The organism is Leifsonia sp. NPDC014704, assembly GCF_043083605.1.
In the GTDB taxonomy this organism is placed as follows: domain Bacteria; phylum Actinomycetota; class Actinomycetes; order Actinomycetales; family Microbacteriaceae; genus Leifsonia.
This window is the reverse complement of record NZ_JBIBYW010000002.1, coordinates 1,357,242-1,377,594: the sequence shown is the minus strand read 5'-3', so window position 1 is coordinate 1,377,594 and position 20,353 is coordinate 1,357,242. Positions and strand designations below refer to the sequence as shown.

Here is a 20,353-nt window from a genome sequence, read left to right as displayed (position 1 = left end):
CCCCCATCCTTCCCCCGGGCGCCGCCGTTGGGAAGCGGCGCCGGCCTCCCGTCACGAGCGGACGAGCGCGATCGCCTGCGCTCGGTCGCGCACGGCCAGCTTCGCGAAGATCGCGTTGATGTGCGTCTTGACCGTCGCGACGCTGATGAAGAGCGTCCGCGCGATCTCGGCGTTGCTGAGTCCGTCGCCGATCAGTGCGAGCACTTCGGCCTCGCGGCGCGTCAGGGAGGGGAAGCGGGCGAGAAGCGCGCCCGCCGCATCCACCTCGGTGACGGGAGCGGGCGCAGCGCCGGTGAGCGCGCCCATCACGCGGGCGCCGACTTCCGGAGCGAGCGTCGTCTGCCCGCTGGCCACGGCACGCACCGCGGCGGCGAGTTCGGCGCGGCCGGCGTCCTTCGTCAGGTAACCGCGCGCTCCCGCCTGCAACGCGCCGACGATCGACTCGTCGTCGGCGTACGTGGTGAGGATGAGCACCGCGGTCTCCGGGGCGACCTCGCGCACGCGGGCGGTCGCCGCCGCGCCGTCGAGCACCGGCATCCGGAGGTCCATGAGCAGGACGTCGGGTCGCGCGGCCACGGCGAGCGCGACCGCCTCCTCCCCGTCCGCCGCCTCGCCGACCACCTCGATGTCGGGCAGCAGGCCGAGCACGGTGACCAGCCCGTCGCGGATGATCGCCTGGTCGTCGGCGACGGCGACGCGGATGCGCAGGTCGCCGGTCACCGCAGCATCGCCTCCGCCGTCAGGACGAACCGGCCGTCGGCGGCGACGGCCAGCACCGAGCCGCCGGCCGGGAGCGCGGCGAAGCGCTCGCGCATCCCCTCGAGCCCGTACCGGCCGCCGGATGCGGCGAGCGCCGATGCTCCGGCCCCGGCCCCGGCCGTGAGCGGATTGGAGACGATGAGGCGCACGCGGTCATCCTGCCAGACCAGCTCGGCCGCGACCGGCTCGCCTGGCGCGTGCTTGCGGGCGTTGCTCAGCGCTTCCTGGAGGGCGCGCTGCAGCGCCTCGGTTTGCTGCGCGCTGAGCTCCACGCCGTCGCCCGCCACCCCGAGCTGCGCCCGCCCGCCGAGCGAACGGTGCGCGGCGATCAGCTCGTCCAAGGCGGCCCGCAGCACGGCGGGCGGTACCGGCGCGGCGCCGACCGCGACGGGGTCGCGCAGGGTGGCCACGGCGCGACGGGCCTCAGCGAGCCCGTCGGCGGCCAGGCCGCGGGCGGCGACCACCCGCGAGCGTGCGCCGTCGGTGTCGCCGGATTCGAGGAGGGCGTCCACCGCATCCAGCTGGATGACGAGGCCGCCGAGGCTGTGCGCCAGCACGTCGTGGAGGTCGCGCGCGATGGCGATGCGCGACGCCTCCTCCTTCATCGCGACCGCGCGCTCGCGGAGGAGGACGGCCTGCTCCTCCGCCACCCGGAACTGCCGCCTGCTGAGACCGGCGAAGACGGCCAGCAGCATCCCGCCCATCATGCCGAGGAGGTTCGGGATGTCGGTGCCGGCGGGCACGGCGCCGAGAGCGACCAGGGCGATGCCGACGCCGCCCACGAGCAGTCCGAGCCACAGGGGGTCCCGCGGGTCGCCGAGTACGACGAGCACGCCGATCGCGGCGGGGACGACCGTCAAACCGTCGGTGGGCGCCGCGACGACCGCGCCCACGACCACGACGACCACCGCGCAGACGAAAGCGGCGCGACGGAGCCCCGCCTTCGCCAGCGCGCTGCGCACCGCCCACAGCACCACGGAGATCAGCCCGAGCACGAGCACCCACACCGGGCGGTGCTCGGTGTGGGTGCGGACGAGCGCGTAGCCGATGGCCGCGGCGCCCACCGCTGTCAGGGCCACGGCGAGCCAGCTGGGGCGGACGGAGACGTTCACTCGACCATCTTGCTGCTCACCAAGGCCGGGCGCCGCCGTGTCACGCGGCGAGGGCTGCGTGGCGGTCGAGGCGCGCGGCGAACACCGCGGTCCGGGCGAGGCGGTTCGCCGCGAAGACGAGCAGGATGATGCCGGTCGCGGCGGCCAGGTGCGATCCCGCCTGCGCAGCGAGCACATCCACCCCGACGCGGACGGCGATGACGACCACCCAGAGCACCAGCCCGAGCACGCCGGTGCGCGACTCGTAGACGGCGACCTCGGACGGGTTCTTGCCCACGACGGGCTCGGGCAGCCGGCGGAAGTGCGCGATGCCGCCGATCCACGCACCGATGGCGAGGGACAGGACCACCTCGCCGGCGACCACCGCGATGTCGAGTGGCGTGATGGTCGTCGGCTTCACCTGCTGCACGAGCAGCACGGCGCCCACGACGGCGAGGATGCCGGGCATCCGCCACATCTTGGCGATCACCACCGGTCGCCAGGTCAGCTGCCGGTAGCCGACCCATCCGATGAGCAACAGGATGAGGAGAGCGTTGCCGAGAGTCTGGACGGTCATGATCGCCTTTCTGAGGGAGAGAACGCCGGAAGCTCCGGCACCACTCCAGCGTCGCGTCCCGCCGCGTCGGGCGGCACCGCCCGCGGGTGGAGGTCGAGTGGAAATCGCGGGTGGAGACCTGTGCGCATCCACCGCGACTAGGCTGCCGGTGTGTCTCCGAACCCGACCCCCCAGAACCCCTCGGTCGTCCTCTCGGAGAGCGGCTACCTGGCGACCGTGGAGCCCGACCGGTTCGTGCCCGGCGCCTACCAGCTCGTCGTCGACGGCACGCCGCAGTCGCATGTGAACCTCGACGATCCGTCGCAGCTGTTCTTCGAGTACATCCAACGGATGGGCAACGTCATCGACCTGATCGGAGAGCCGGGTCAGCCCATCACGGCCGTGCACCTCGGGGCGGGCGCGCTGACGCTCCCACGGTACATCGCCTATACGCGCCCCGGTTCGCGGCAGCAGGTCGTGGAACTCGAGAGCCGTCTGGTGGACCTGGTGCGCGAACAGCTCCCGCTCCCCCGCTACGCGCAGATCCGCATCCGCCACGGCGACGCCCGCGAGGTCGTCGGCAAGCTGCCGAACGGCTTGCGCGGCGAGGTCGACCTGCTCGTGGTGGACATCTTCAGCGGGTCGCGCACGCCCGCGCACGTCACGAGCGCCGAGTTCTACCGCTCGGCAGTCTCGCTGCTGAAGCCGGACGGCATCGTTCTCGTGAACGTCGCGGACGGTCCGCCGCTCAGCTTCGCCCGCAGCCAGGTGTCGACGCTCGGCTCGGTCGTCGAGAACGTCGCGGCGCTCGCCGAGACGCAGGTGCTGAAGGGTCGCCGGTTCGGGAACGTGGTGCTGGTCGGATCGAACTCGCCGCTCCCCCTGGAGTGGCTGCCGCGCCTGCTGGCGAGCGGGCCGCATCCCGCGAAGGCCGTGGCCGGCGAGGAGCTGCGGACGTTCGCCGCGGGCGCGCCGATCGTGACCGACGCGACCAGCGTGCCGTCGCCGCCTCCCGCGCGCAGCATCTTCCAGAGCGGCACCCGCCGCGACTGAGTCTCGCGGCGCCGTCAGGCGTGCCGGAACGACACCGGCTGGCCGGGCCGCAGCTGGGCGAAGGCGTCGAGCGAGCCGTCTGCCACCACGGCGATCACCGGGTACCCGCCGGTGACCGGATGGTCGGCGAGCAGCACGGTCGGACGACCGTCGGGCGAGACCTGCACGGCGCCGGCGACCATCGGCTCGCTTGGGAGCTCGTTACGGACCGCGCGCTCCAGCAGCGGATCGGGATGCGGGGTGACGCCCGCCGCGTGCGCGGGCGCCCGCACGGGGTCGAGCCGGGCGCCGATGCGGTCGCTCTCGGCCGCGACGCGCCATTCGACAGAGAAGAAGGACTCCAGCGCCCGGTGAGTGAACCAGTCGGCCCGGGGGCCTGCGTGGGCGCGCACCTCGACGGCCTCCTGCGTCGGGTCGGCGACCGGGACGAAATCCAGCAGCGGGAGGTCGGAGCCGGGATGCTCGCCGATCGGCACCAGGTCGCCCTCCAGAAGAGGTGCAGGACCGAGACCGGCGAGCGTGTCGCGGGAGCGCGACCCGAGCACCGGAGGCGCAGCCACCCCGCCGCGCACGGCCAGGTACCAGCGCAGTCCGGCCGTCGCCGCTCCGATCCGGAGCACCTGCTCGGAGCGTGCTCGCACGGCTTGGTGCGCATCCACTGGGCGATCGTCGAGGAGAATCGAGCCGACTGCTCCGGTGACCGCGAACCACGTGTCACGCTCGAAGCGCGCTTCGAATCCGCCGAGGAGCACTTCGATTCCCGCGTCGCCCTCGTCGTTGCCGAGCAACCGGTTGCCCAACCGCAGCGCCGCACGGTCGAGCGCACCCGACCGGCCGACGCCGAGGGCAGCGAAACCGGGCCGCCCGAGGTCCTGGATGAGCGCGAGGGCACCGGGGCTCAGGATGCGCAGGCCGCTCATCGCACCTCCCGGAATCGCACGACCGTCCCCGGGCGGAGCAGCGCGGGAGGATCGGCCGTCTCATCCCACAGCGTCGCGTCGGTGCGGCCGATGAGCTGCCAGCCGCCCGGACTCGACCGTGGATACACGCCGCTGAACGTCCCGGCGAGCCCGACCGATCCCGGCGGCACCGCCGTGCGCGGCGTCGCCCGGCGCGGGACCTCCAGCGGGTCGCCCACCGGGGCGTCGCTCACCAGGTAGGCGAAGCCAGGCGCGAAGCCGCCGAACGCGAAACGCCACGGGGTGCCGGTGTGGAACGCGACGACCTCCGCCTCGGTCCGCTCGGTGACCCGCGCGACCTCCGCGAGGTCGTCGCCGTCGTAACGGACGTCGAGCTCGACGACCCGCTCCTCGACAGCGTCAGCAGGGAGGGGCGGCGTGCGCTCGATCCAGCCGCGGGCAGCGCTGAGCGACAGGATGCGCGGCTCCACCATGACCGCGATCGTGCGGGCGGCGGGCACCAGCTCCACAACGCCCTCCGGTCGCGTGGCCTCGAGCCCGCGGAGCAGAGCGAGCACGGCGTCCAGCCCGTCCAGCTCCACGAGCAGGGCGTGGTCGCCGTAGGGCAGGATGCGCGCGGTCACGCGAACGGCTCCACGCTCACCCCGGCTGCGCCGATTGCATCACGCACCGCGAGCGCCATCGCGACCGCGCCCGGGGTGTCGCCGTGGACGCAGAGCGAGTCCACCTCGACGTGGATGTCGGTGCCATCGGCGGCGACGACGCGGCCCTCGGTGACCATGCGCACGGCCCGCGCCGCGATCTCCCCGTCGTCGGAGAGCAGCGCACCCGGTTCGGTGCGCGGCACCAGCGTGCCGTCGGAGCGGTATCCGCGGTCGACGAACGCCTCGCGGACGAACCGGACTCCGGCATCGTCCGCCGCGCTTTCCACCGCGGAGCCGGCCAGTCCGAGCAGGGCGAGCATCGGGTCGAAGGCGGCCACCGCATCCACCACGGCCCGTGCCTGACCCGCGTCGCGCACGATGCGGTTGTACAGCGCGCCGTGGGGCTTGACGTAGCGCACCGAGGTTCCGGCCACCCGGGCGAGGCCCGCGAGCGCGGCGAGTTGGTACAGCACCTCGTCGCGGAGCTCGCCGGCGGGCACGTCCATCGCGCGCCGACCGAATCCCGCCAGGTCGCGATAGGACACGTGGGCGCCGACGGTCACGCCGTTCTTGGCGGCCTCACCGCAGGTCGCGAGCATCGTGGACGGGTCGCCGGCGTGGAAGCCGCAGGCCACGTTCGCGCTGGAGACCACCCGGAGCAGTGCGGCGTCGTCGCCCATCGACCAGGCGCCGAACGACTCCCCCAGGTCGCTGTTGAGGTCGACGGAACGGCTCATGCCCCTATTGTGGCGTGCGCCTTCGGCCCGCGGGCCGCACGGGCGCGATGAGCACGCACCTTCGCGCGATTGCCGCAGCGCTGCATCGAACACCAGCGCCGGGTCCCGCTGCGCGAGGTGTCGAGGTAGACGAGCTCGCAGTCGTCGGCCGAGCACTCGCGGATGCGTCCGTCGACGTCCGGGCCGAAGAGGCGCACCGCATCCCGGGCGATGGTGCCGAGCGCCTGGTGCGGACGCGCGTTCGTACGCCCCGCCTGGCGGCCGCCACCGGCGAGGACAGGCGGGATGTCGGGAGTCGCCGCGAAGAGATTGACCACGTCGATATCGTCGGGCGACAGCTCGTCGCCGCGGCTGGCCTGCCGCGCGAGGCGGCCGATGGCGGTCCGGAGTGTGCGGGCGTCGCGGAACTCGCGGTCGCCGGCCGTCGGCGCGACCTCGGGGAATCGCTCGACCAGCCAAGCGTTGAGGCCGTGGGCGTCGCGGACGGCATGCCGGTCGGGGTCCGTATCAGCGCTGTCCGCGTCCGCCGCGTCTGCGAGCTCGCCGGTGTAGGCGAAGTCGAGGGCGAGCGACCCGGAGTCGAACCACCAGCGCTGACCGTCGCTGGGCTCCATCCACTGTCCGGTGCCTCGGGTGAGAATCGCTTCGGTCGCCATGTAACCAACATAGTCGGTTACCGCGGGCCGTCCGGCGCGGGCGTTGCGTCCACCAGCCTAGCCGCCGGCCGGCCACCCTCCGTGGGTCGCAACACGCCGTTATGGGCACGCCATAACGGCGTGTTGCGACCCATGGGCGGCCGGGTAACGGACCGGAAGCGGCCAGCAGCGCCCTGGCATACTGGGCGGATGACCGCCACCCGCCCGGACCCGGCCACCCCGCTCGAGGGTGCGACCGTCCGCCTGCGTGCCCTCACCCTCGACGACCTGCCCGACCTGTTCGACGCGATCGGGCATCCCGAGGTCTTCGCCGGAGGCTGGGGAGGCGGTCCGGCCGCGTATCGCGACACCTACGAGGAGTGGCGGGAGTTCATCCTCCGCTACCTCGCCTGGGACACCGCGAACGTGACGGCCGTCGTGCTCCGCGACGGCGACCGCCTCGTCGGCACGACCACGCTGGGCGACTTCGACCTCGACAACCGCTCCGCCCACATCGGCTGGACCGCGTACGCTCCCGAGACCTGGGGCACGCTGGTGAATGCCGAGACCAAGCGGCTCCTGCTCGGGACGGCGTTCGACCACGGATTCGAACGCGTCAAGCTGCAGGCGGATGTGCTCAACGCGCGCTCGCGCGCCGCGATCCTCCGCCTCGGTGCGCAGTTCGAGGGCGTCCTGCGGCACACCCAGCTGCGCGCGGACGGGACCTGGCGCGACACGGCCGTGTACTCCATCCTCAGCGAGGAATGGCCGAGCGTGCGGGACGGCCTGGACGCGCGGCTGGGCGTCGCCCACGCCTGACGGCATCGCCGCGAACAGCCGCCAGGAGATCTACTCGGTCGCTGCCGCCGCAGCCGTGCGCCGCTGCGCCGGCGACACCTCGCGGTGCTGCCAGGAGATGAGGTTGGCCGCGTCGAAGCGGCGGCTGCACGCTCCGCAGGCGAGCGCGCGCGCCGGCTTGCGGTAGCGGTAGTGAGTGTGCCCGTTCGGGCAAGTACCGACCCACGGCGCGAGGTCATCGGCGATGGCTCCGCCGTGCAGGCGCTTGCCCTCGTACCCGAGGTCGAGCGCGATGGCGCGCCAGCGCGGCCCGTGACCGGCGCGGGATCCGGCGAGCGCGTGGGCCACCTCGTGGAGCAGGATCTGGTGGATCTCGTCGTCTTCGTACCGCGCCGCCAGGTACCGCGAGACCGTGATCCGCTTCGAGGTGTAGTTGCACAGGCCGGCGCGCGTCTTGGCGTTGTCGAAGCCGAAGCTCCACACGGCCGGGTCGAGGTGGAGGGCGATCAGCGCCTCCGCCCACCGGCGCACACGGTCGAGTTCGGCCATCAGCGTCGGGTCCCGTCCGGAGCGCTCCCTACCTCCATGACGTGCATCCTACGCGTGATCGGGGTCGCCCTCGCCGCGCTCCCCGCGTGCGGCCCCGCGCTGTGCGTCGAGCGCCGACTGCACGACGGCGACCGCGGTCAGGGCCGCCTGGATCTCGGCGGGCGACGCGCCCAATTTCTCGCGCAGGAAGACGGCCGCGGTCATGTCGGCGAGCGCGTTCTCGTAGTCGCCGGTGTCGAAGTACACCTTGCCCCGGCTCTGGATGGCGAACGCCTCCAGCGCCGTCCACTCGCGACCGCGCGCCTCATCGACGCAGCCGGTCAGCTCCACGACGGCCTCATCGGTCTTGCCCTGGTACTGCAGCACCTGGGCGCGGCGGACGCGCGCGCCGAGGAGCTGCTCGCGGTCTCCGGTGAACCGCGCCTGACGAACCGCCTCGTTGCCGACCTCGATCGCCTCGTCGAGCCGGCCAAGCAGCCGCAGCAGCACCGTCTTCTCGTTGAGCGCGCTGAGACTGCGCAAGCTGCCCAGCTCCTCCAGACGCTCGCCGGCAGCGCGCAGATCGACGCGTTCGCGCAGGGTGGTCGGATCGTATCCGAGGATGATGCTCAGGGTTCTGCTCCCGATCGGTGGTTCCCCCCAAGACTACCCGCAGGAGGGCCCCCGCTCGGGTGAGGTCAGCCCGGGCGTTTGACGGACTGAGCGGGAACGAGCGGAGCCTCGACGAGCCGGTCGTCGCCGGAGCGGGGCGAACCGCGTCCATCGGTGTTGTTGGTGAGCAGCCACAAGCGGTCGCCGACGGCGACCACGTCGCGCAGCCGCCCCAGCTCGCCTTCGAAGAACGGCGCCGCGGTCACCGGGGCCGCTCCGTCGGTCGACCAGGCCGTCCACAGCCTCTCGCCGCGCAGGGCCGCCAGGAAGATCGTGTCGCCGACGACCGCGAGACCACTCGGACTCGCCGCATCCGTCGGCCACTGGTAGACGGGGTCCGTGTATTTCGGATCGCCGCCGACGCCCTCGACGACAGGCCATCCGTAGTTCGACCCGGGACGGATGATGTTGAGTTCGTCCCAGGTGTTCTGCCCGAACTCGCTCGCCCACATCGTGCCACGCGAATCCCAGCCGATCCCCTGCGGGTTGCGGTGCCCGTACGACCAGACCGGCGAGCCGGGGAACGGGTTGTCCCCCGGCACCTGACCCTCCGGCGTGATGCGCAGGATCTTGCCGCCGAGCGAGGCGACGTCCTGGGCGTTGCCGGGGTTCGACGCGTCCCCGGCGGTCACGTAGAGCATCCCGTCGGGGCCGAACGCCAGGCGTCCACCGTCGTGATTCGACGCCTTCGGGATGCCGGTGAGCACAGGCTCCGGCGCCCCGATCGCGTAGCTGCCCGGCACCCCGGACAGGGGCAGCCGCACGACCCGGTTGTCGTCTGCGGTGGTGAGGTACGCGTACAGGTACTTTGGTGCGGACTCGGCTTGCACCGCGAGCCCGAGCAGGCCGCTCTCGCCGGTGTGGACGACGCCGGGGACGGTGCCGACCGTCCGGAGTCCGCCCTGCGGCAGCCGCTCCCGGATGGTCCCCGAGTCACGCTCGCTGATCAGCGCCGATGCGCTCGGCAGCGGGACGACCGACCAGGGCGACTCCAGCCCGGTCTCGAGCACCGTCGTCTGCCCGCTCGGCTGCCACGGGATAGCGGCAACCGGCGCAGAGGTGCCCGTCGGCCGCGGCGTGGACGTCGGCGTGCGCGTCACCGTCGGCTGCGGGGTCGGCGGGGTCGAGCATCCCGCAAGAACGAGCACGGCCGCCGTCAGAGCCAGGAGGCTCAGGCGGCGGCCGTGACGGAACATCGCGACTCCCGGTCGTCAGTCGACGACGCGGACGTCCTTCCAGAACGCGACGTAATTGCTGTAGTCCTTGCCCACCCGGTCGAAGGAGCTCGGGTACGGCGTCGGGTAGCTCCATGCGCGGTCCTGCAGCAGGCCGTCATCCGACTTCACGGAGAAGTACTGGCACTCGCCCTTCCAGGGACACGTATACGGGGTGTCGCTCTCCACGAGGTACTCGGACTTGACACTCGCCGGGGGGAAATACCAGTTGCCCTCGATGCGGATGAGGTCCTCCTGCGGGGCCTCGGCGATCACGGTGTCGTTCAGCACGGCTTTCATCGATAAAACCTCCTGTTCACGGCAACGTACGCCGACGGGCGATCATTCCGCCGGGAGCGCACCGTTCTGCCGGGGAGCTCGGAGCACCGTCACAGCGTCGGACGAGTCGAGCCGGCCCGCGGGGGCGATGTCGGCCGGGGTAGCGCCTGCTGCCACGCGCTCCTGGCCCGAGACAGAGGCCGTCAGCAGGTGCGCGACGGCGCCCCGCAGGCCGGTGAACGCCGCGCAGGCCGCCGCGGCCTCCGGAGAGGAGTAGTCGATGCCGACCGAGGCCAGCGCATCCACCACTGCACCCGCCGCCAGCAGATCCTCCACGGCGAAACGGGTCGAGCCGGACGGGGTCGCACCTCCCGCGGCCACGACGGCAATCATCGCGCGGCGGCCGAGACGGACCTGCTCCGCGAGGATCCAGCGAGCGGCGGCGGTGGCGTCGGTCAGTCCGGCGGCCAGCACGGCGCCGTCGCCGGGCAGTTCAGGCGCGGAGACATCGGCGAGCGCATCCACCCACACCACCACATCGGCGTCGGCCGCGACGGCGGCGGCGCCGTCAGCCGCCCAGTCGAACCGCACCTGGTACTTGGCCTGGCGGTGCGCGGCCGGGATCTCGGCGGAGAGCGTGTCGGAGTCGAGAGAGGTCGGCTGAGTCACCGGGCCATCGTAATGCGGTGGTCGGCGCGGCGCGGCCGTGTTTCGCCCGGTGACGGGCGCATCTGCCGGCGGATCAGCTCGAAGTCGTGCCGGGACAACTCGATGAGCCCGCGGCGCAGCTGGTACCCCCAGTCCGGCTTGTCGCGCGTGAAGTCGAGAGCGCCGAGCAGGGGGCGGATGGGCGTCGCCACCGCGTCGTGATCCCACTCGACCCGTCGCCGCCACGGCTTGAAATCCGACGCCGGACCCTGCATCGCCGGCCCTTGCGTCACCTGGAACACCTCGTCGTCGGCCAGGCGGCCGACGGCTGTGAACTGCTTCAGCGGCTCGCCGTCCGGATACGACGCCCTCGGCGAGTAGTACACGAAACCGTCGGCCGGCCCCATCCGCTCGAGGGGCGCCCGGGCGCCGTGGTTGACCTGCGCGAAGCCGCCCGCGACGCCGCGCAGCACGTGATCGAGCTGCACAACGCCCAGCCAGTAACGGATCGCCATGCTCCCGTTGTAGCGCACACCACCGTCACCCGTGTCGAAAGCACCGCATCCCATTCGACGTATGGATGACTCCAGACGGGTTCGACGAGAGGATGGGACCATGCGTTTCGTGCTGATGGCGCAGGCCGAGGAGGGCGACGGCGTCGAGCCGGCCGTCCGGGACCGTGCCGCCCTCGACCGCTACGAGCAGGAGCTGGTGCGCGCAGGAGTGCTGCTCGCGGCTGAGGCGCTCGAAGCGGCGGGAGCCGGCGCGCGCATCCACTTCAACGCCGAGAGCCGCACCGTCGACCGCTCGCCCGGCCCGTCGGCCGCCCGGGTGACCGGACTGTGGATGTTGCAGACCGCCGGCGAGGAGGAGGCGCTCGAGTGGGCCAGAAGGCTGCCGCTGACGCACGGGAGCGTCGAGGTGCGCCGCGTGGCGGGCGACGTGGGCCGATGACCGAGGAGCGCGACGAGGGCGATCGGCTGAACGAGACCCGCCGAACGGTCGAGTCGGTCTGGCGCATCGAATCCGGACGCCTGATCGCCGGGCTCGCCCGGACCACCGGCGATGTCGGGCTGGCCGAGGAGCTGGCTCAGGATGCGCTCGTCGCCGCCCTCGAGCAGTGGCCGGCCACGGGCATCCCGCGCAACCCCGGGGCGTGGCTGACGACGGTCGCGAAGCGCCGCGCGGTCGACGGCTGGCGCCGGCGGGAACGCCTCGACGACCGGTACGCCGCCATCGCGCACGATCTCGAACAGGAGCTCGGCTCGGACGATCCGGCGCGCGTCGCGCAGGAGCCGATCGGCGACGACCTGCTCCGGCTCGTCTTCGTCGCCTGCCACCCCGTGCTCCCCCAGGCGTCGCGGGTCGCGCTGACCCTCAAGCTGCTCGGAGGCCTCTCGACCGAGGAGATCGCCCGGGCCTTCCTCGTCCCGCCGGCGACTATGGCCCAGCGGATCGTCCGCGCCAAGCGCACGCTGAGCGCTGCGGGGGTGCCGTTCGAGGTGCCCGAGCGGGCGGAGTTCCCCGAGCGGCTGGCCTCCGTGCTCGAGGTCGTCTATCTGATTTTCAACGAGGGCTACTCGGCCACGGCCGGTGACGACTGGATGCGGCCCGACCTGTGCCGGGAGGCGCTGCGGCTCGGCCGTGTGCTCGCCGAACTGACACCGCGGGAGCCCGAGGTGCACGGACTGGTCGCCCTGATGGAGTTCCAGGCGTCTCGGCTCGGAGCCCGGACGGCCGAGGACGGCAGCCCGATCCTTCTCCAGGACCAGGACCGCGCCCGCTGGGACCGCCTCCTCATCGGCCGCGGCGCCGCGGCTCTGGAGCGCTCCGACACCCTGCGGCTCAGCAGGCGTCCGCCAGCCAGCCGCGGGCCGTACGCGCTGCAGGCGGCCATCGCCGCGTGCCACGCCACTGCGCCGACCCCCGAGGCGACCGACTGGGAGGAGATCGTCGCGCTCTACGGCGCGCTCGGCGAGCTGCACCCGTCGGCCGTCGTCGAGCTCAACCGCGCGGTCGCGCTCTCGATGGCGTACGGGCCCGAGGCCGGGCTCGAAGTCGTCGACAGGCTGGCGATCGAAGGCGCCCTGGAGTCGTACCACCTGCTCCCGTCGGTGCGGGCCGACCTGCTGCTTCGCCTCGGGCGACGCGACGAAGCCAGGCAGGAGTTCCAGCGCGCCGCCGCGATGACCGGTAACGCCCGCGAACGGGAGCTGCTGCTGGCGCGGGCCGAGGAAGCCTGAGCCCGAAATAGATTGAGGATCCGCCCATCCCCTGGCCATCTCACTGCCTTCCGGGGTGAGACTGAGACCATGCGCGTGCTCCTCAAGCTGACTCTCGACTGCGATCCGGATGCCGCTTGGCGTGCCCTCCAGAGTCCGACGGCGTTCCGCGAGGTCGCCCTGCCGTGGCTCGACTTCCGGTCGGACGAGCCCGGCGGGTTCCCGACGCGGTGGGGGTCGGAGCACCGCGTCCGGGTGAAGGCGCTCGGTGCGTTCACCGTCGGCACCCAGGCCATTCGGCTGGACACCCTGCGGTCGACCGATCCGCGCGAGCAGGCGACGCGCATCCTGCACGACAGTGGCGGGGGCACCGGCGGGATGCTCTCCGCGATCCCGCGGCTCGACCACCGGATGGCGATCGCGCCCGACCCGGCCGGTCCGGACGAGAACGGGCGGCTGCGGACCCTCTACCGCGACCAGCTGATCGTGCGCGCCGGGGCGCTCACGCCGTTCGCCTGGTACGCCTTCTGGCTGTTCTGGCAGTGGCGCGGCGTGCGCCTCCGGCAGCTGGCGCCCACCTGGGCCTACGATCCCGAAGTGCGGACCCCGGCAGACGTGGAGCCCGCAGGCGACACCACGACCCGGGAGGAACGATGACGAACGCCGAACCCGCGACCGGCGGAGCCGAGGTCAGCAGCGCGGCCGTGCGGCCCGGACGCGCTGTCACCGCCGTACAGACCGCGGACTGGAGACGGCGTGTGTTCGCGCTGTACGCCTCCGTCCGGCGGCTCGCCGCCCACGACCCCGCGCAAGCGCACGCGCACTGGGTGTCGTGCCGCAACGACCTGTTCTCGTCGCATCCCGCTGCACCACTGTTGCCGGAGGACCTGGAGGGATTCACCGGCCTGCCCGTCACCCGGTACGACCCCGACTGGCGATTCGAGCTTCCCATCCAGCCGGCCGCCGAGGAGGTGCGGATGGATGTGGAGACCGGCACCGACGGGGTGGTGCCCTTCGAGCTGCTCGGGACGGTCCGCGTCCCGTTGGCGGGCACGCTCGACGTCTGGCGGCTCTCCTCGTACGGCGGCGGGCTGTTCGTGCCCGTGAAGGATGCGCTGGCCGGGCGGCCCGGCGGAACCTACGGCGGCGGCCGCTACCTGATCGACACGATCAAGGGCGCCGACCTCGGGCTCGACACGGACGACGGCGAGGCCTCGCTCGTGCTCGACTTCAACTTCGCCTACAACCCGTCGTGCGCGTACGACCCCGCGTGGGCGTGCCCGCTCGCGCAGGCCGGCAACACCCTCCCCGTCGAGATCCCTGTCGGCGAGCGCTACGCCGGTGCCGCCGCCCACAGCTCCTGACTTTTTCGGCCTCACGACGCCGATTCGTGCGAAAAACTCAGGAGCGGAGGGCCTGTGGCATGAAGATCAGCGGGAGACGAGGGTGAGGCGCTGCGTCGGGCGGGTCATCGCGACGTAGAGGGATGCAGCACCGCGCGGCGATTCGGCGGCCAGCGCATCCGGGTCGGCCAGCACCACGGCGTCGAACTCGAGACCCTTCGCCTCGTAGCCGGTCAGCACCGCGATCGCGCGTCCGAGGCCGGTCGCGCCCCGGCCCGCGGCGTCGCCGAAGCGCTCCTCCACCGTCGCGGCGACCGCGGGGAGGTCCGCCTCGGTCGTGATCACCGCGAGCGTGCCGCCCGCGTCGATACCGCGGTCGTGCGCAACGGCATCGGCGACGGCTGCGGCGAGCGCTGCATCCCCGTCAGCCGCATCCCCGCTGTCCGCCCTGACGCGGCGGATGGGCCAGTCCCCCTCGCGGACGGCACGCGTCGGCGTGATCGGCAGGCCGGCGGAGGAGGCGATACGCTCGGCCTCCCGTGTGATCTGCGCAGGCGTCCGGTAGTTGACCGTCAGCTCCTCCAGCCGCCAGGCGTCCTTGAAGATCGGGTCCAGCGCATCCTGCCAGCTGGTTGCACCGGAGGCGGACGCCACCTGGGCGATGTCGCCGACGATGGTGAACGACTTCATCGGGCAGCGGCGCACGAGCACCCGCCACTGCATCGGCGACAGCTCCTGCGCCTCGTCCACCACGACGTGGCCGTAGGTCCAGCTGCGGTCGGCGGCGGCACGCTCCGCGGTCGTGCCGCGATCGGCCTGCTCGGCGAAGCCGTCGGCCAGCTGCTCAGCGCTGACCAGCCCCTGGACGCCCATGTTGCGGATGGCCGCGCGCGCGTTCTCCAGGTCGCGCTTGCGCTGACGGTCGCGCTCGCGGTCGGCGGGGTCCGGCCTGCCCGGGAAGTCGCCGAGCAGCTCGGCCGCTTCGTCCAGCAGGGGGACGTCCGAGACGGTGAACGGCTCGGTGCGATCGCGGCGGAGCGCATCCCGTTGCTGCTGCGACCAACGCGGCGTCAGCTCCGCCAGCCACGCTGGGCGCGCGTAGAGGTCCTGCAGCAGCTTCTGCGGGGTCAGCGGCAGCCACGCGGTGTTGAGGAGGACCCGCACGTCGTACGAGGTGCGCAGGTCTTCGCGGAGCACCTTCAGGTCGGCGTCGTCGATGGTCGACCCCGAAGCGCGCAGCTGCGCCGCCAACTGATCGGTGAGCTCCGAGAGGGCGTTCTTGACGAAGGTCACCCGCGCGACGTTATGCGGCTTGCCGGTGCGCTGGGCCTTGGCGATGGCGCGCTGGATGAGGTCCGGCGCGACCACCAGGCGCTCGTTGTCGACGACGATCGTCTGCTCCTCGTCCGGCGCCTTCTGCCGCGACTTCACCGCCCGCGAGAGCAGGCGGGCCATCTGGGCCGAGCCCTTCAGCACCGCAGCCTCGGGAGCATCCTCGGCCGTCGCCTCGACACCCGGGAACAGCTCACCGAGCGTCGACATCACGACGCCCGTCTCGCCGAGCGACGGCAGCACCGCCTCGATATAGCGCAGGAACGCCGTCGACGGGCCGACGACCAGGACGCCGGACGTGCTCAGCCGCTGCCGGTTCGCGTACAGCAGATAGGCGGCGCGGTGCAGGGCCACCGCCGTCTTGCCCGTGCCCGGGCCGCCCTGCACGACCAGCGCACCACGGAGGTCGGAGCGGATAATGCGGTCCTGCTCGGCCTGGATCGTCGCGACGATGTCGTGCATCCTGCCGGTGCGCTGCGCCGTCAGCGCGGCGAGCAGGGCGCCCTCGCCCTGCACCTGCTCCCCGGCACGGTCGCCGTCGAGCAGCGCCTCGTCGAAGACCTCGTCGTCGATACGGGTGACCTGTCGGCCCGACATGGTCAGGTGGCGCCTCGCGCGGACGCCCATCGGCTCGCTCGCCGTCGCCTGGTAGAAGGCGCCCGCCTGCTGGGCCCGCCAGTCGACCAGGAGGGAGCGCTGGTCGTCGTCGCGCAGACCGACTCGCCCGATGTAGCGGTGGTCGGAGCCGTCGACCGGCTCCTCCAGGAGCAGGCGGCCGAACACGAGACGCGCATCCACATCCCGCAGTTGCGTCAGCTGGTCCTCGTAGAGACGCGCGAAGGCGTCGCGCTCGCTGCGCGCCTGATGGTTGCTCCCGACGCTGTCGCGGCGCACGCGGGCCAGCCGCTCCTCCGTCTCGGCACGCAGTTCGTCGAGCCGCTGATACAGCCCAGCGACCACGGCGCGCTCGCGTTCGAGCTCCGATTCCAGCACGCCCATGGCCACCTCTCGTTTCCGGGCCGACAGTCTACGACCTCCGGATGCGAGTGCGCTCTCAGCACTCGTACGGCCGGATGCTCTAGGGTGGAAGAAGCGGGCGACGATTCTGCCCGCGGCGTCGTAGAACGCTTCGCGTCGCGCCGGGCCATGTCCCCGCCACGCTTCTCTTCATACGGCGAACGATCGCGCCGCTCGGTGCGCTCGCCATTCACCCCGGTCCGCCACTGCCGACCGGGTCGATGCCTGAAAGGCACATCCTTGACTCTCTCCTTCGCCGAACTCGGCGTACCCGCTCCGCTCGTCGCCGTCCTGACGGCCGACGGCAAGACCACCCCGTTCCCGATCCAGGCCGACACGCTGCCCGACGCCCTCGCGGGCAAGGACGTGCTGGGCCGCGGAAAGACCGGCTCGGGCAAGACCATCGCGTTCGCCCTGCCGCTCGTCGCGCGCCTCGGCACCGTCCTCGCCGGCGGACGCCGCCGCCCCGGACGCCCGCTGGCCCTCGTGCTCGCACCGACCCGCGAGCTTGCGACCCAGATCGCGACCACCTTCCGTCCGCTCGCCGACGCCTACGGGCTGCGCGTCTCCACCGTCTTCGGCGGCGTCTCGCAGAACAAGCAGGTCGCCGAGCTCAAGGCCGGCGTCGACATCCTCGTCGCCTGCCCCGGACGCCTCGAAGACCTCATGAAGCAGGGATTCGTGAACCTCGACGCCGTCGAGATCACCGTGCTCGACGAGGCCGACCACATGGCCGACCTCGGCTTCCTTCCGGTCGTCACGCGCATCCTCACCGCAACGCCCACCGACGGGCAGCGTCTGCTGTTCTCGGCCACGCTGGACAACGGTGTGGACAAGCTCGTCAAGCGCTTCCTGCACTCGCCCGTACTGCACTCCGTCGACGACGCGAACAGCCCGGTCGAGGCGATGACCCACCACGTGCTCCAGGTGGAGACGCCGGACGAGAAGAAGGACCTGGTGGAGGCACTCGCTTCGGGCACCGGCCGCCGTATCCTCTTCACCCGCACCAAGCACCAGGCCAAGAAGCTCGCCAAGCAGCTCACCGCGTCCGGAATCCCGGCCGTCGACCTGCACGGCAACCTCGCCCAGGGCGCCCGCGACCGCAACCTGGCCGCGTTCGGCGAGGGCGACGTGAAGGTGCTCGTCGCCACCGACGTCGCCGCCCGCGGCGTGCACGTCGACAACGTCGAGCTGGTCGTCCACGTCGACCCGCCGGCGGAGCACAAGGCGTACCTCCACCGCTCCGGCCGCACGGCCCGCGCGGGCAGCGCCGGTGACGTCGTCACCGTCATGCTCTCGAACCAGGCTTCCGATGTGAAAACTCTGCTCCGCAAGGCGGCCATCGACGCCGCCCCGCAGCGCGTCACCGCGACCTCCGCCGCCGTCACCGCGCTCGTCGGGGACGTTGCTCCCCGCGTCGCCCCGTCGCTCCGCGAGGAGCGCACCGGCGGCGGCGTGTCGCAGGGTGCGAACGCCCAGCGCAAGCGCGCCCGGCGCGCCGGTGATCAGGGCGGCGGCTCGGCCTCCGGCTCCGGCCGTGGCGGGCAGGGTGCCGGTTCGGGCCGTGGCGGGCAGGGTGCCGGTTCGGGCCGTGGCGGGCAGGGTGCCGGTACTGGCCGCGGCGGGCAGGGTGCCGGTTCTGGCCGCGGCGGGCAGGGTGCCGGCTCCGGTCGCGGCGCAGGCAACGGCTCCGGCTCGCACGGCGCCACCGCGGGTGGCGGCACCGGCGGCGGCTCGCGCCGTCGCGGCGGCTCGCAGCGTCCCGCGGGCGCTCAGTCGGCCGGCACCTCGCGCTCCGGCGGAGCACCGCGGGCGACCGCGGGCCACGGCGACACCTCGGTGCGTCGCGGCAACGGCTCCCGCCGCGCGCAGGGCTGACCGCTCTCCGCACCGCACTCCCTCAAACGCGGACGTTCCGACGGAACGTCCGCGTTTGTCGTCTCTGCCCGTCTCGCCCCTCCTCCCCCGCTAGCCTCCTCCGTCGGAGATCAGCCGCCCACCGTCGGAGATGCGGCTCCCGTCCCCGCGAACCTCCTGCCCCGCCGCGGCCCGTCGGAGATTTCGGCCGCTTTCTCCGACGCAAGCCCGCCTCCGCGGGCGGGGGTTCCCGTCGGGGCACTCCGGAACCGTCGGACTCCGGCGAGCTTCCATCGGGGATCCGGGCCTCCCGGACTCGACCCTTCTGCCCGACCGCGGTCCGTCGGAGATTTCGGCCGCTTTCTCCGACGCGAGCCCGCCTCCGCGGGCGGGGATTCCCCGTCGGGCACTCCGGCACCGTCGGACTGCGGCGAACCTCCGTCGGAGATCCGGCTCCCGTTACGGCGTATCTCCTGCTTCACCGCGGTCCGTCGGAGATTTCGGCCACTTTCTCCGACGCAAGCTCTCTGAGGAGGGTGGGCGGGGACGGCCCGGCGCCCCCACAGTGCGCACGCGGCCGCGGCCGCGATTACGCAGCCAGGCGCTCCACTCCTGCGATCACGCCGTCGATCAGCACGGCGTAGCTGCGGTCGAGGTCGTCCGGCAGGCCGAAGCCTCCGCCCAGTTCGAGCGTGATGAAACCGTGCACGGCGCTGCGCAGCATCCGGATCGCATCCACGAGTTCGTCGTCGGACAGCCCGAAGCCGCGCATCACCCCAGCGAGGACGGTCAGCGTCTCGTCGGCACGAGCGACGAGCTGCGCGTCGGCGGGATCGGAGCTCGGCGCCACCTGGGTGGCTGCGTAACGCCCCGGGTGGCGGTGGGCGAACGCCCGGATGGCGTCCGCCGCGGCCCGCACCGCGTCCGGTCCCGCCCGACCGATCGTTGCGGAGGCGAGCACCCGGGTCAGCTCCGCCACCGAGGCCGTCGCGACCAGTCGGCGGAGGTCGTCCAGCGACGACACGTGCTTGTACAGGCTGGGGACGGCGACGCCCGCCCGGCCGGCGACAGCGGCCAGCGTCAGCCGGTCGAAACCGGCTGTCCCGCCGTCGTCGACGAGCTCGATGGCGACGGAAGCCACCGCCTCGCGCGTCAGTCCGGCCCTAGGCAAGGGCGGCCCACACGGTGTCCGCCGCGCGGCGTGCCGCGAGGAAGTCGAGGGTGCCGGGAACGGTGACATCCGGGCGCTGCGCGTGCGGATAGTGCGCCGCCTCGGGTACGCGGACGACGTCGGCGCCGATCGACTCCATCCAGGAGCACTCGGCCGCGACATCGCGGAAGTCGGGATCGAGGTCGCCGACGAATGCCAGCATCGGTGCACGCACGTCGCCCAGCCGCGGTTCCACCACCGAATGGGTGAGCTGCAGGGTGAGCCGGAGGAAGCTGCGCAGCCGACCGGAATCGGAGAGGGACGCGCGGATGGCCGCGACGTGCTCGCCCAGCCACGGTGCAGTGCGGCCGCGGTTGAGCGTGCGGCGGTAGTAGCCGGCCCACAGCGCAGCGCCCCACGGCTTCGCGAACATCCCGCGGTACAGCAGGTGCAGCAGGCCCGTGGCGAACCGGCCCATCGCCGGGTCGCGCAGCAGCGGACCGTACAGGACGAGACCGGAGACGAGGTCCGGGCGTTCCGCCGCAGCCCATGCTGCAGCGGCGGCACCCATCGAGTTGCCGAGGACGACGGCGGGACCGCCGAGTTCCTCGATCAGGGCGATGAGGTCCCGGGCGGTGACGATGTCGCCGAACTCCGTGAAGGTGGTGTCCGAGTCACCGTGCGCCCGGAGGTCCGTCACGGCCACGCGGTACCCGGCGGCGACCAGCGGAGCGACCAGTTCGCGGTAACTGGAGCGGAGGTCGCCCATGCCGGGCACGGCGACCACGAGAGGGCCAGCGCCCTCGACGGTGAAGCTGACGCGCCCCTGCGGACGCTCGAGGTAGCGCACCTGCGACTCGATGGAAGTGTTCATAGCCATAAAGCTAATGCCATTAGC

The 20,353-nt window shown here is 72.5% G+C and carries 23 protein-coding genes; 7 read left to right on the top strand and 16 right to left on the bottom strand.

Annotated features, from left to right (window positions below):
• Positions 1 to 51: 51 nt before the first annotated feature.
• Genes ACF1AJ_RS18165 through ACF1AJ_RS18155 form a run of 3 tightly spaced genes read right to left on the bottom strand, consistent with a single transcriptional unit; the run spans position 52 to position 2,427 of the window.
• Positions 52 to 720, bottom strand: a complete 669-nt coding sequence (locus ACF1AJ_RS18165; protein WP_391508623.1) for a response regulator — start codon at positions 718 to 720, stop codon at positions 52 to 54.
• Complete coding sequence (locus ACF1AJ_RS18160; RefSeq protein WP_391508622.1) at positions 717 to 1,871, bottom strand: sensor histidine kinase; 1,155 nt, start codon at positions 1,869 to 1,871, stop codon at positions 717 to 719. The genes ACF1AJ_RS18165 and ACF1AJ_RS18160 overlap by 4 nt, the downstream gene beginning before the upstream one ends.
• A gap of 40 nt (positions 1,872 to 1,911) precedes the next feature.
• Positions 1,912 to 2,427 (bottom strand): hypothetical protein, encoded by a 516-nt coding sequence (locus ACF1AJ_RS18155; RefSeq protein ID WP_391508621.1) that lies wholly within the window; start codon positions 2,425 to 2,427, stop codon positions 1,912 to 1,914.
• A 150-nt stretch (positions 2,428 to 2,577) separates the two neighbouring features.
• Between ACF1AJ_RS18155 and ACF1AJ_RS18150 the strand changes: the two genes are divergently transcribed.
• Positions 2,578 to 3,459 (top strand): fused MFS/spermidine synthase, encoded by an 882-nt coding sequence (locus ACF1AJ_RS18150; RefSeq protein ID WP_309853523.1) that lies wholly within the window; start codon positions 2,578 to 2,580, stop codon positions 3,457 to 3,459.
• Positions 3,460 to 3,473: 14 nt separating this feature from the next.
• Here ACF1AJ_RS18150 and ACF1AJ_RS18145 read toward each other — a convergent pair whose 3' ends face one another.
• The 4 genes from ACF1AJ_RS18145 to ACF1AJ_RS18130 are packed head-to-tail and all read right to left on the bottom strand — an operon-like array spanning position 3,474 to position 6,416.
• On the bottom strand, positions 3,474 to 4,379 hold the full coding sequence (locus ACF1AJ_RS18145; protein WP_391508620.1) for a biotin-dependent carboxyltransferase family protein: 906 nt from the start codon (positions 4,377 to 4,379) through the stop codon (positions 3,474 to 3,476).
• Positions 4,376 to 5,002: an allophanate hydrolase subunit 1 gene (locus tag ACF1AJ_RS18140; RefSeq protein ID WP_391508619.1), complete on the bottom strand. Its 627-nt coding sequence runs from the start codon at positions 5,000 to 5,002 to the stop codon at positions 4,376 to 4,378. Before ACF1AJ_RS18140 ends, ACF1AJ_RS18145 begins: the two co-directional genes overlap by 4 nt.
• Positions 4,999 to 5,760, bottom strand: a complete 762-nt coding sequence (locus ACF1AJ_RS18135) for a LamB/YcsF family protein (RefSeq protein ID WP_391508618.1) — start codon at positions 5,758 to 5,760, stop codon at positions 4,999 to 5,001. Before ACF1AJ_RS18135 ends, ACF1AJ_RS18140 begins: the two co-directional genes overlap by 4 nt.
• Positions 5,757 to 6,416 carry a CGNR zinc finger domain-containing protein gene (locus tag ACF1AJ_RS18130; RefSeq protein ID WP_391508617.1) on the bottom strand — a complete coding sequence of 220 codons (660 nt, stop codon included), beginning with the start codon at positions 6,414 to 6,416 and terminating at the stop codon, positions 5,757 to 5,759. Before ACF1AJ_RS18130 ends, ACF1AJ_RS18135 begins: the two co-directional genes overlap by 4 nt.
• Positions 6,417 to 6,605: 189 nt before the next feature.
• Between ACF1AJ_RS18130 and ACF1AJ_RS18125 the strand changes: the two genes are divergently transcribed.
• Positions 6,606 to 7,214: a GNAT family N-acetyltransferase gene (locus tag ACF1AJ_RS18125; protein ID WP_391508616.1), complete on the top strand. Its 609-nt coding sequence runs from the start codon at positions 6,606 to 6,608 to the stop codon at positions 7,212 to 7,214.
• Between the two features lie 30 nt (positions 7,215 to 7,244).
• Here the strand turns inward: ACF1AJ_RS18125 and ACF1AJ_RS18120 are convergent, their stop codons facing one another.
• The 6 genes from ACF1AJ_RS18120 to ACF1AJ_RS18095 form a co-directional block, all read right to left on the bottom strand.
• Complete coding sequence (locus ACF1AJ_RS18120) at positions 7,245 to 7,742, bottom strand: SprT-like domain-containing protein (protein ID WP_018192007.1); 498 nt, start codon at positions 7,740 to 7,742, stop codon at positions 7,245 to 7,247.
• 48 nt (positions 7,743 to 7,790) lie between these two features.
• Complete coding sequence (locus ACF1AJ_RS18115) at positions 7,791 to 8,264, bottom strand: hypothetical protein (RefSeq protein WP_391508615.1); 474 nt, start codon at positions 8,262 to 8,264, stop codon at positions 7,791 to 7,793.
• 155 nt (positions 8,265 to 8,419) lie between these two features.
• Positions 8,420 to 9,589 carry a PQQ-dependent sugar dehydrogenase gene (locus ACF1AJ_RS18110; protein ID WP_391508614.1) on the bottom strand — a complete coding sequence of 390 codons (1,170 nt, stop codon included), beginning with the start codon at positions 9,587 to 9,589 and terminating at the stop codon, positions 8,420 to 8,422.
• 15 nt (positions 9,590 to 9,604) lie between these two features.
• Positions 9,605 to 9,907: a DUF427 domain-containing protein gene (locus tag ACF1AJ_RS18105; RefSeq protein WP_179456356.1), complete on the bottom strand. Its 303-nt coding sequence runs from the start codon at positions 9,905 to 9,907 to the stop codon at positions 9,605 to 9,607.
• Positions 9,908 to 9,949: 42 nt separating this feature from the next.
• The gene (locus tag ACF1AJ_RS18100) at positions 9,950 to 10,555 is read right to left on the bottom strand and encodes a 2-phosphosulfolactate phosphatase (protein WP_391508613.1); all 606 of its coding nucleotides are present in this window, start codon (positions 10,553 to 10,555) and stop codon (positions 9,950 to 9,952) included.
• On the bottom strand, positions 10,552 to 11,049 hold the full coding sequence (locus ACF1AJ_RS18095) for an EVE domain-containing protein (protein ID WP_309853554.1): 498 nt from the start codon (positions 11,047 to 11,049) through the stop codon (positions 10,552 to 10,554). Before ACF1AJ_RS18095 ends, ACF1AJ_RS18100 begins: the two co-directional genes overlap by 4 nt.
• A gap of 100 nt (positions 11,050 to 11,149) precedes the next feature.
• On the opposite strand from ACF1AJ_RS18095, the gene ACF1AJ_RS18090 reads away from it, so the two are divergent.
• The 4 genes from ACF1AJ_RS18090 to ACF1AJ_RS18075 all read left to right on the top strand — a co-directional run bounded on the left by ACF1AJ_RS18090 (position 11,150) and on the right by ACF1AJ_RS18075 (position 14,120).
• Positions 11,150 to 11,488, top strand: coding sequence for a YciI family protein (locus tag ACF1AJ_RS18090; protein WP_391508612.1), 339 nt, complete (start codon positions 11,150 to 11,152; stop codon positions 11,486 to 11,488).
• Positions 11,485 to 12,777, top strand: coding sequence for an RNA polymerase sigma factor (locus ACF1AJ_RS18085; protein ID WP_391508611.1), 1,293 nt, complete (start codon positions 11,485 to 11,487; stop codon positions 12,775 to 12,777). The genes ACF1AJ_RS18090 and ACF1AJ_RS18085 overlap by 4 nt, the downstream gene beginning before the upstream one ends.
• 69 nt (positions 12,778 to 12,846) lie before the next feature.
• Positions 12,847 to 13,413: a hypothetical protein gene (locus ACF1AJ_RS18080; protein WP_391508610.1), complete on the top strand. Its 567-nt coding sequence runs from the start codon at positions 12,847 to 12,849 to the stop codon at positions 13,411 to 13,413.
• Positions 13,410 to 14,120, top strand: coding sequence for a DUF1684 domain-containing protein (locus ACF1AJ_RS18075; protein WP_391508609.1), 711 nt, complete (start codon positions 13,410 to 13,412; stop codon positions 14,118 to 14,120). The genes ACF1AJ_RS18080 and ACF1AJ_RS18075 overlap by 4 nt, the downstream gene beginning before the upstream one ends.
• A 66-nt stretch (positions 14,121 to 14,186) precedes the next feature.
• On the opposite strand, the gene ACF1AJ_RS18070 is transcribed toward ACF1AJ_RS18075, so the two are convergent.
• On the bottom strand, positions 14,187 to 16,430 hold the full coding sequence (locus ACF1AJ_RS18070) for a HelD family protein (protein WP_391508608.1): 2,244 nt from the start codon (positions 16,428 to 16,430) through the stop codon (positions 14,187 to 14,189).
• Between the two features lie 258 nt (positions 16,431 to 16,688).
• On the opposite strand from ACF1AJ_RS18070, the gene ACF1AJ_RS18065 reads away from it, so the two are divergent.
• Positions 16,689 to 18,326: a DEAD/DEAH box helicase gene (locus ACF1AJ_RS18065; RefSeq protein ID WP_391508607.1), complete on the top strand. Its 1,638-nt coding sequence runs from the start codon at positions 16,689 to 16,691 to the stop codon at positions 18,324 to 18,326.
• Between the two features lie 568 nt (positions 18,327 to 18,894).
• Here ACF1AJ_RS18065 and ACF1AJ_RS18060 read toward each other — a convergent pair.
• Together ACF1AJ_RS18060 and ACF1AJ_RS18055 are read right to left on the bottom strand one after the other, a co-directional pair.
• A complete protein-coding gene (locus ACF1AJ_RS18060) occupies positions 18,895 to 19,446 on the bottom strand; it encodes a TetR-like C-terminal domain-containing protein (RefSeq protein ID WP_391508606.1) in 552 nt (183 codons plus the stop codon).
• A gap of 22 nt (positions 19,447 to 19,468) precedes the next feature.
• Entirely contained in the window at positions 19,469 to 20,329 is an 861-nt protein-coding gene (locus ACF1AJ_RS18055) for an alpha/beta fold hydrolase (protein WP_391508605.1), read from the bottom strand.
• Between the last annotated feature and the right edge of the window lie 24 nt (positions 20,330 to 20,353).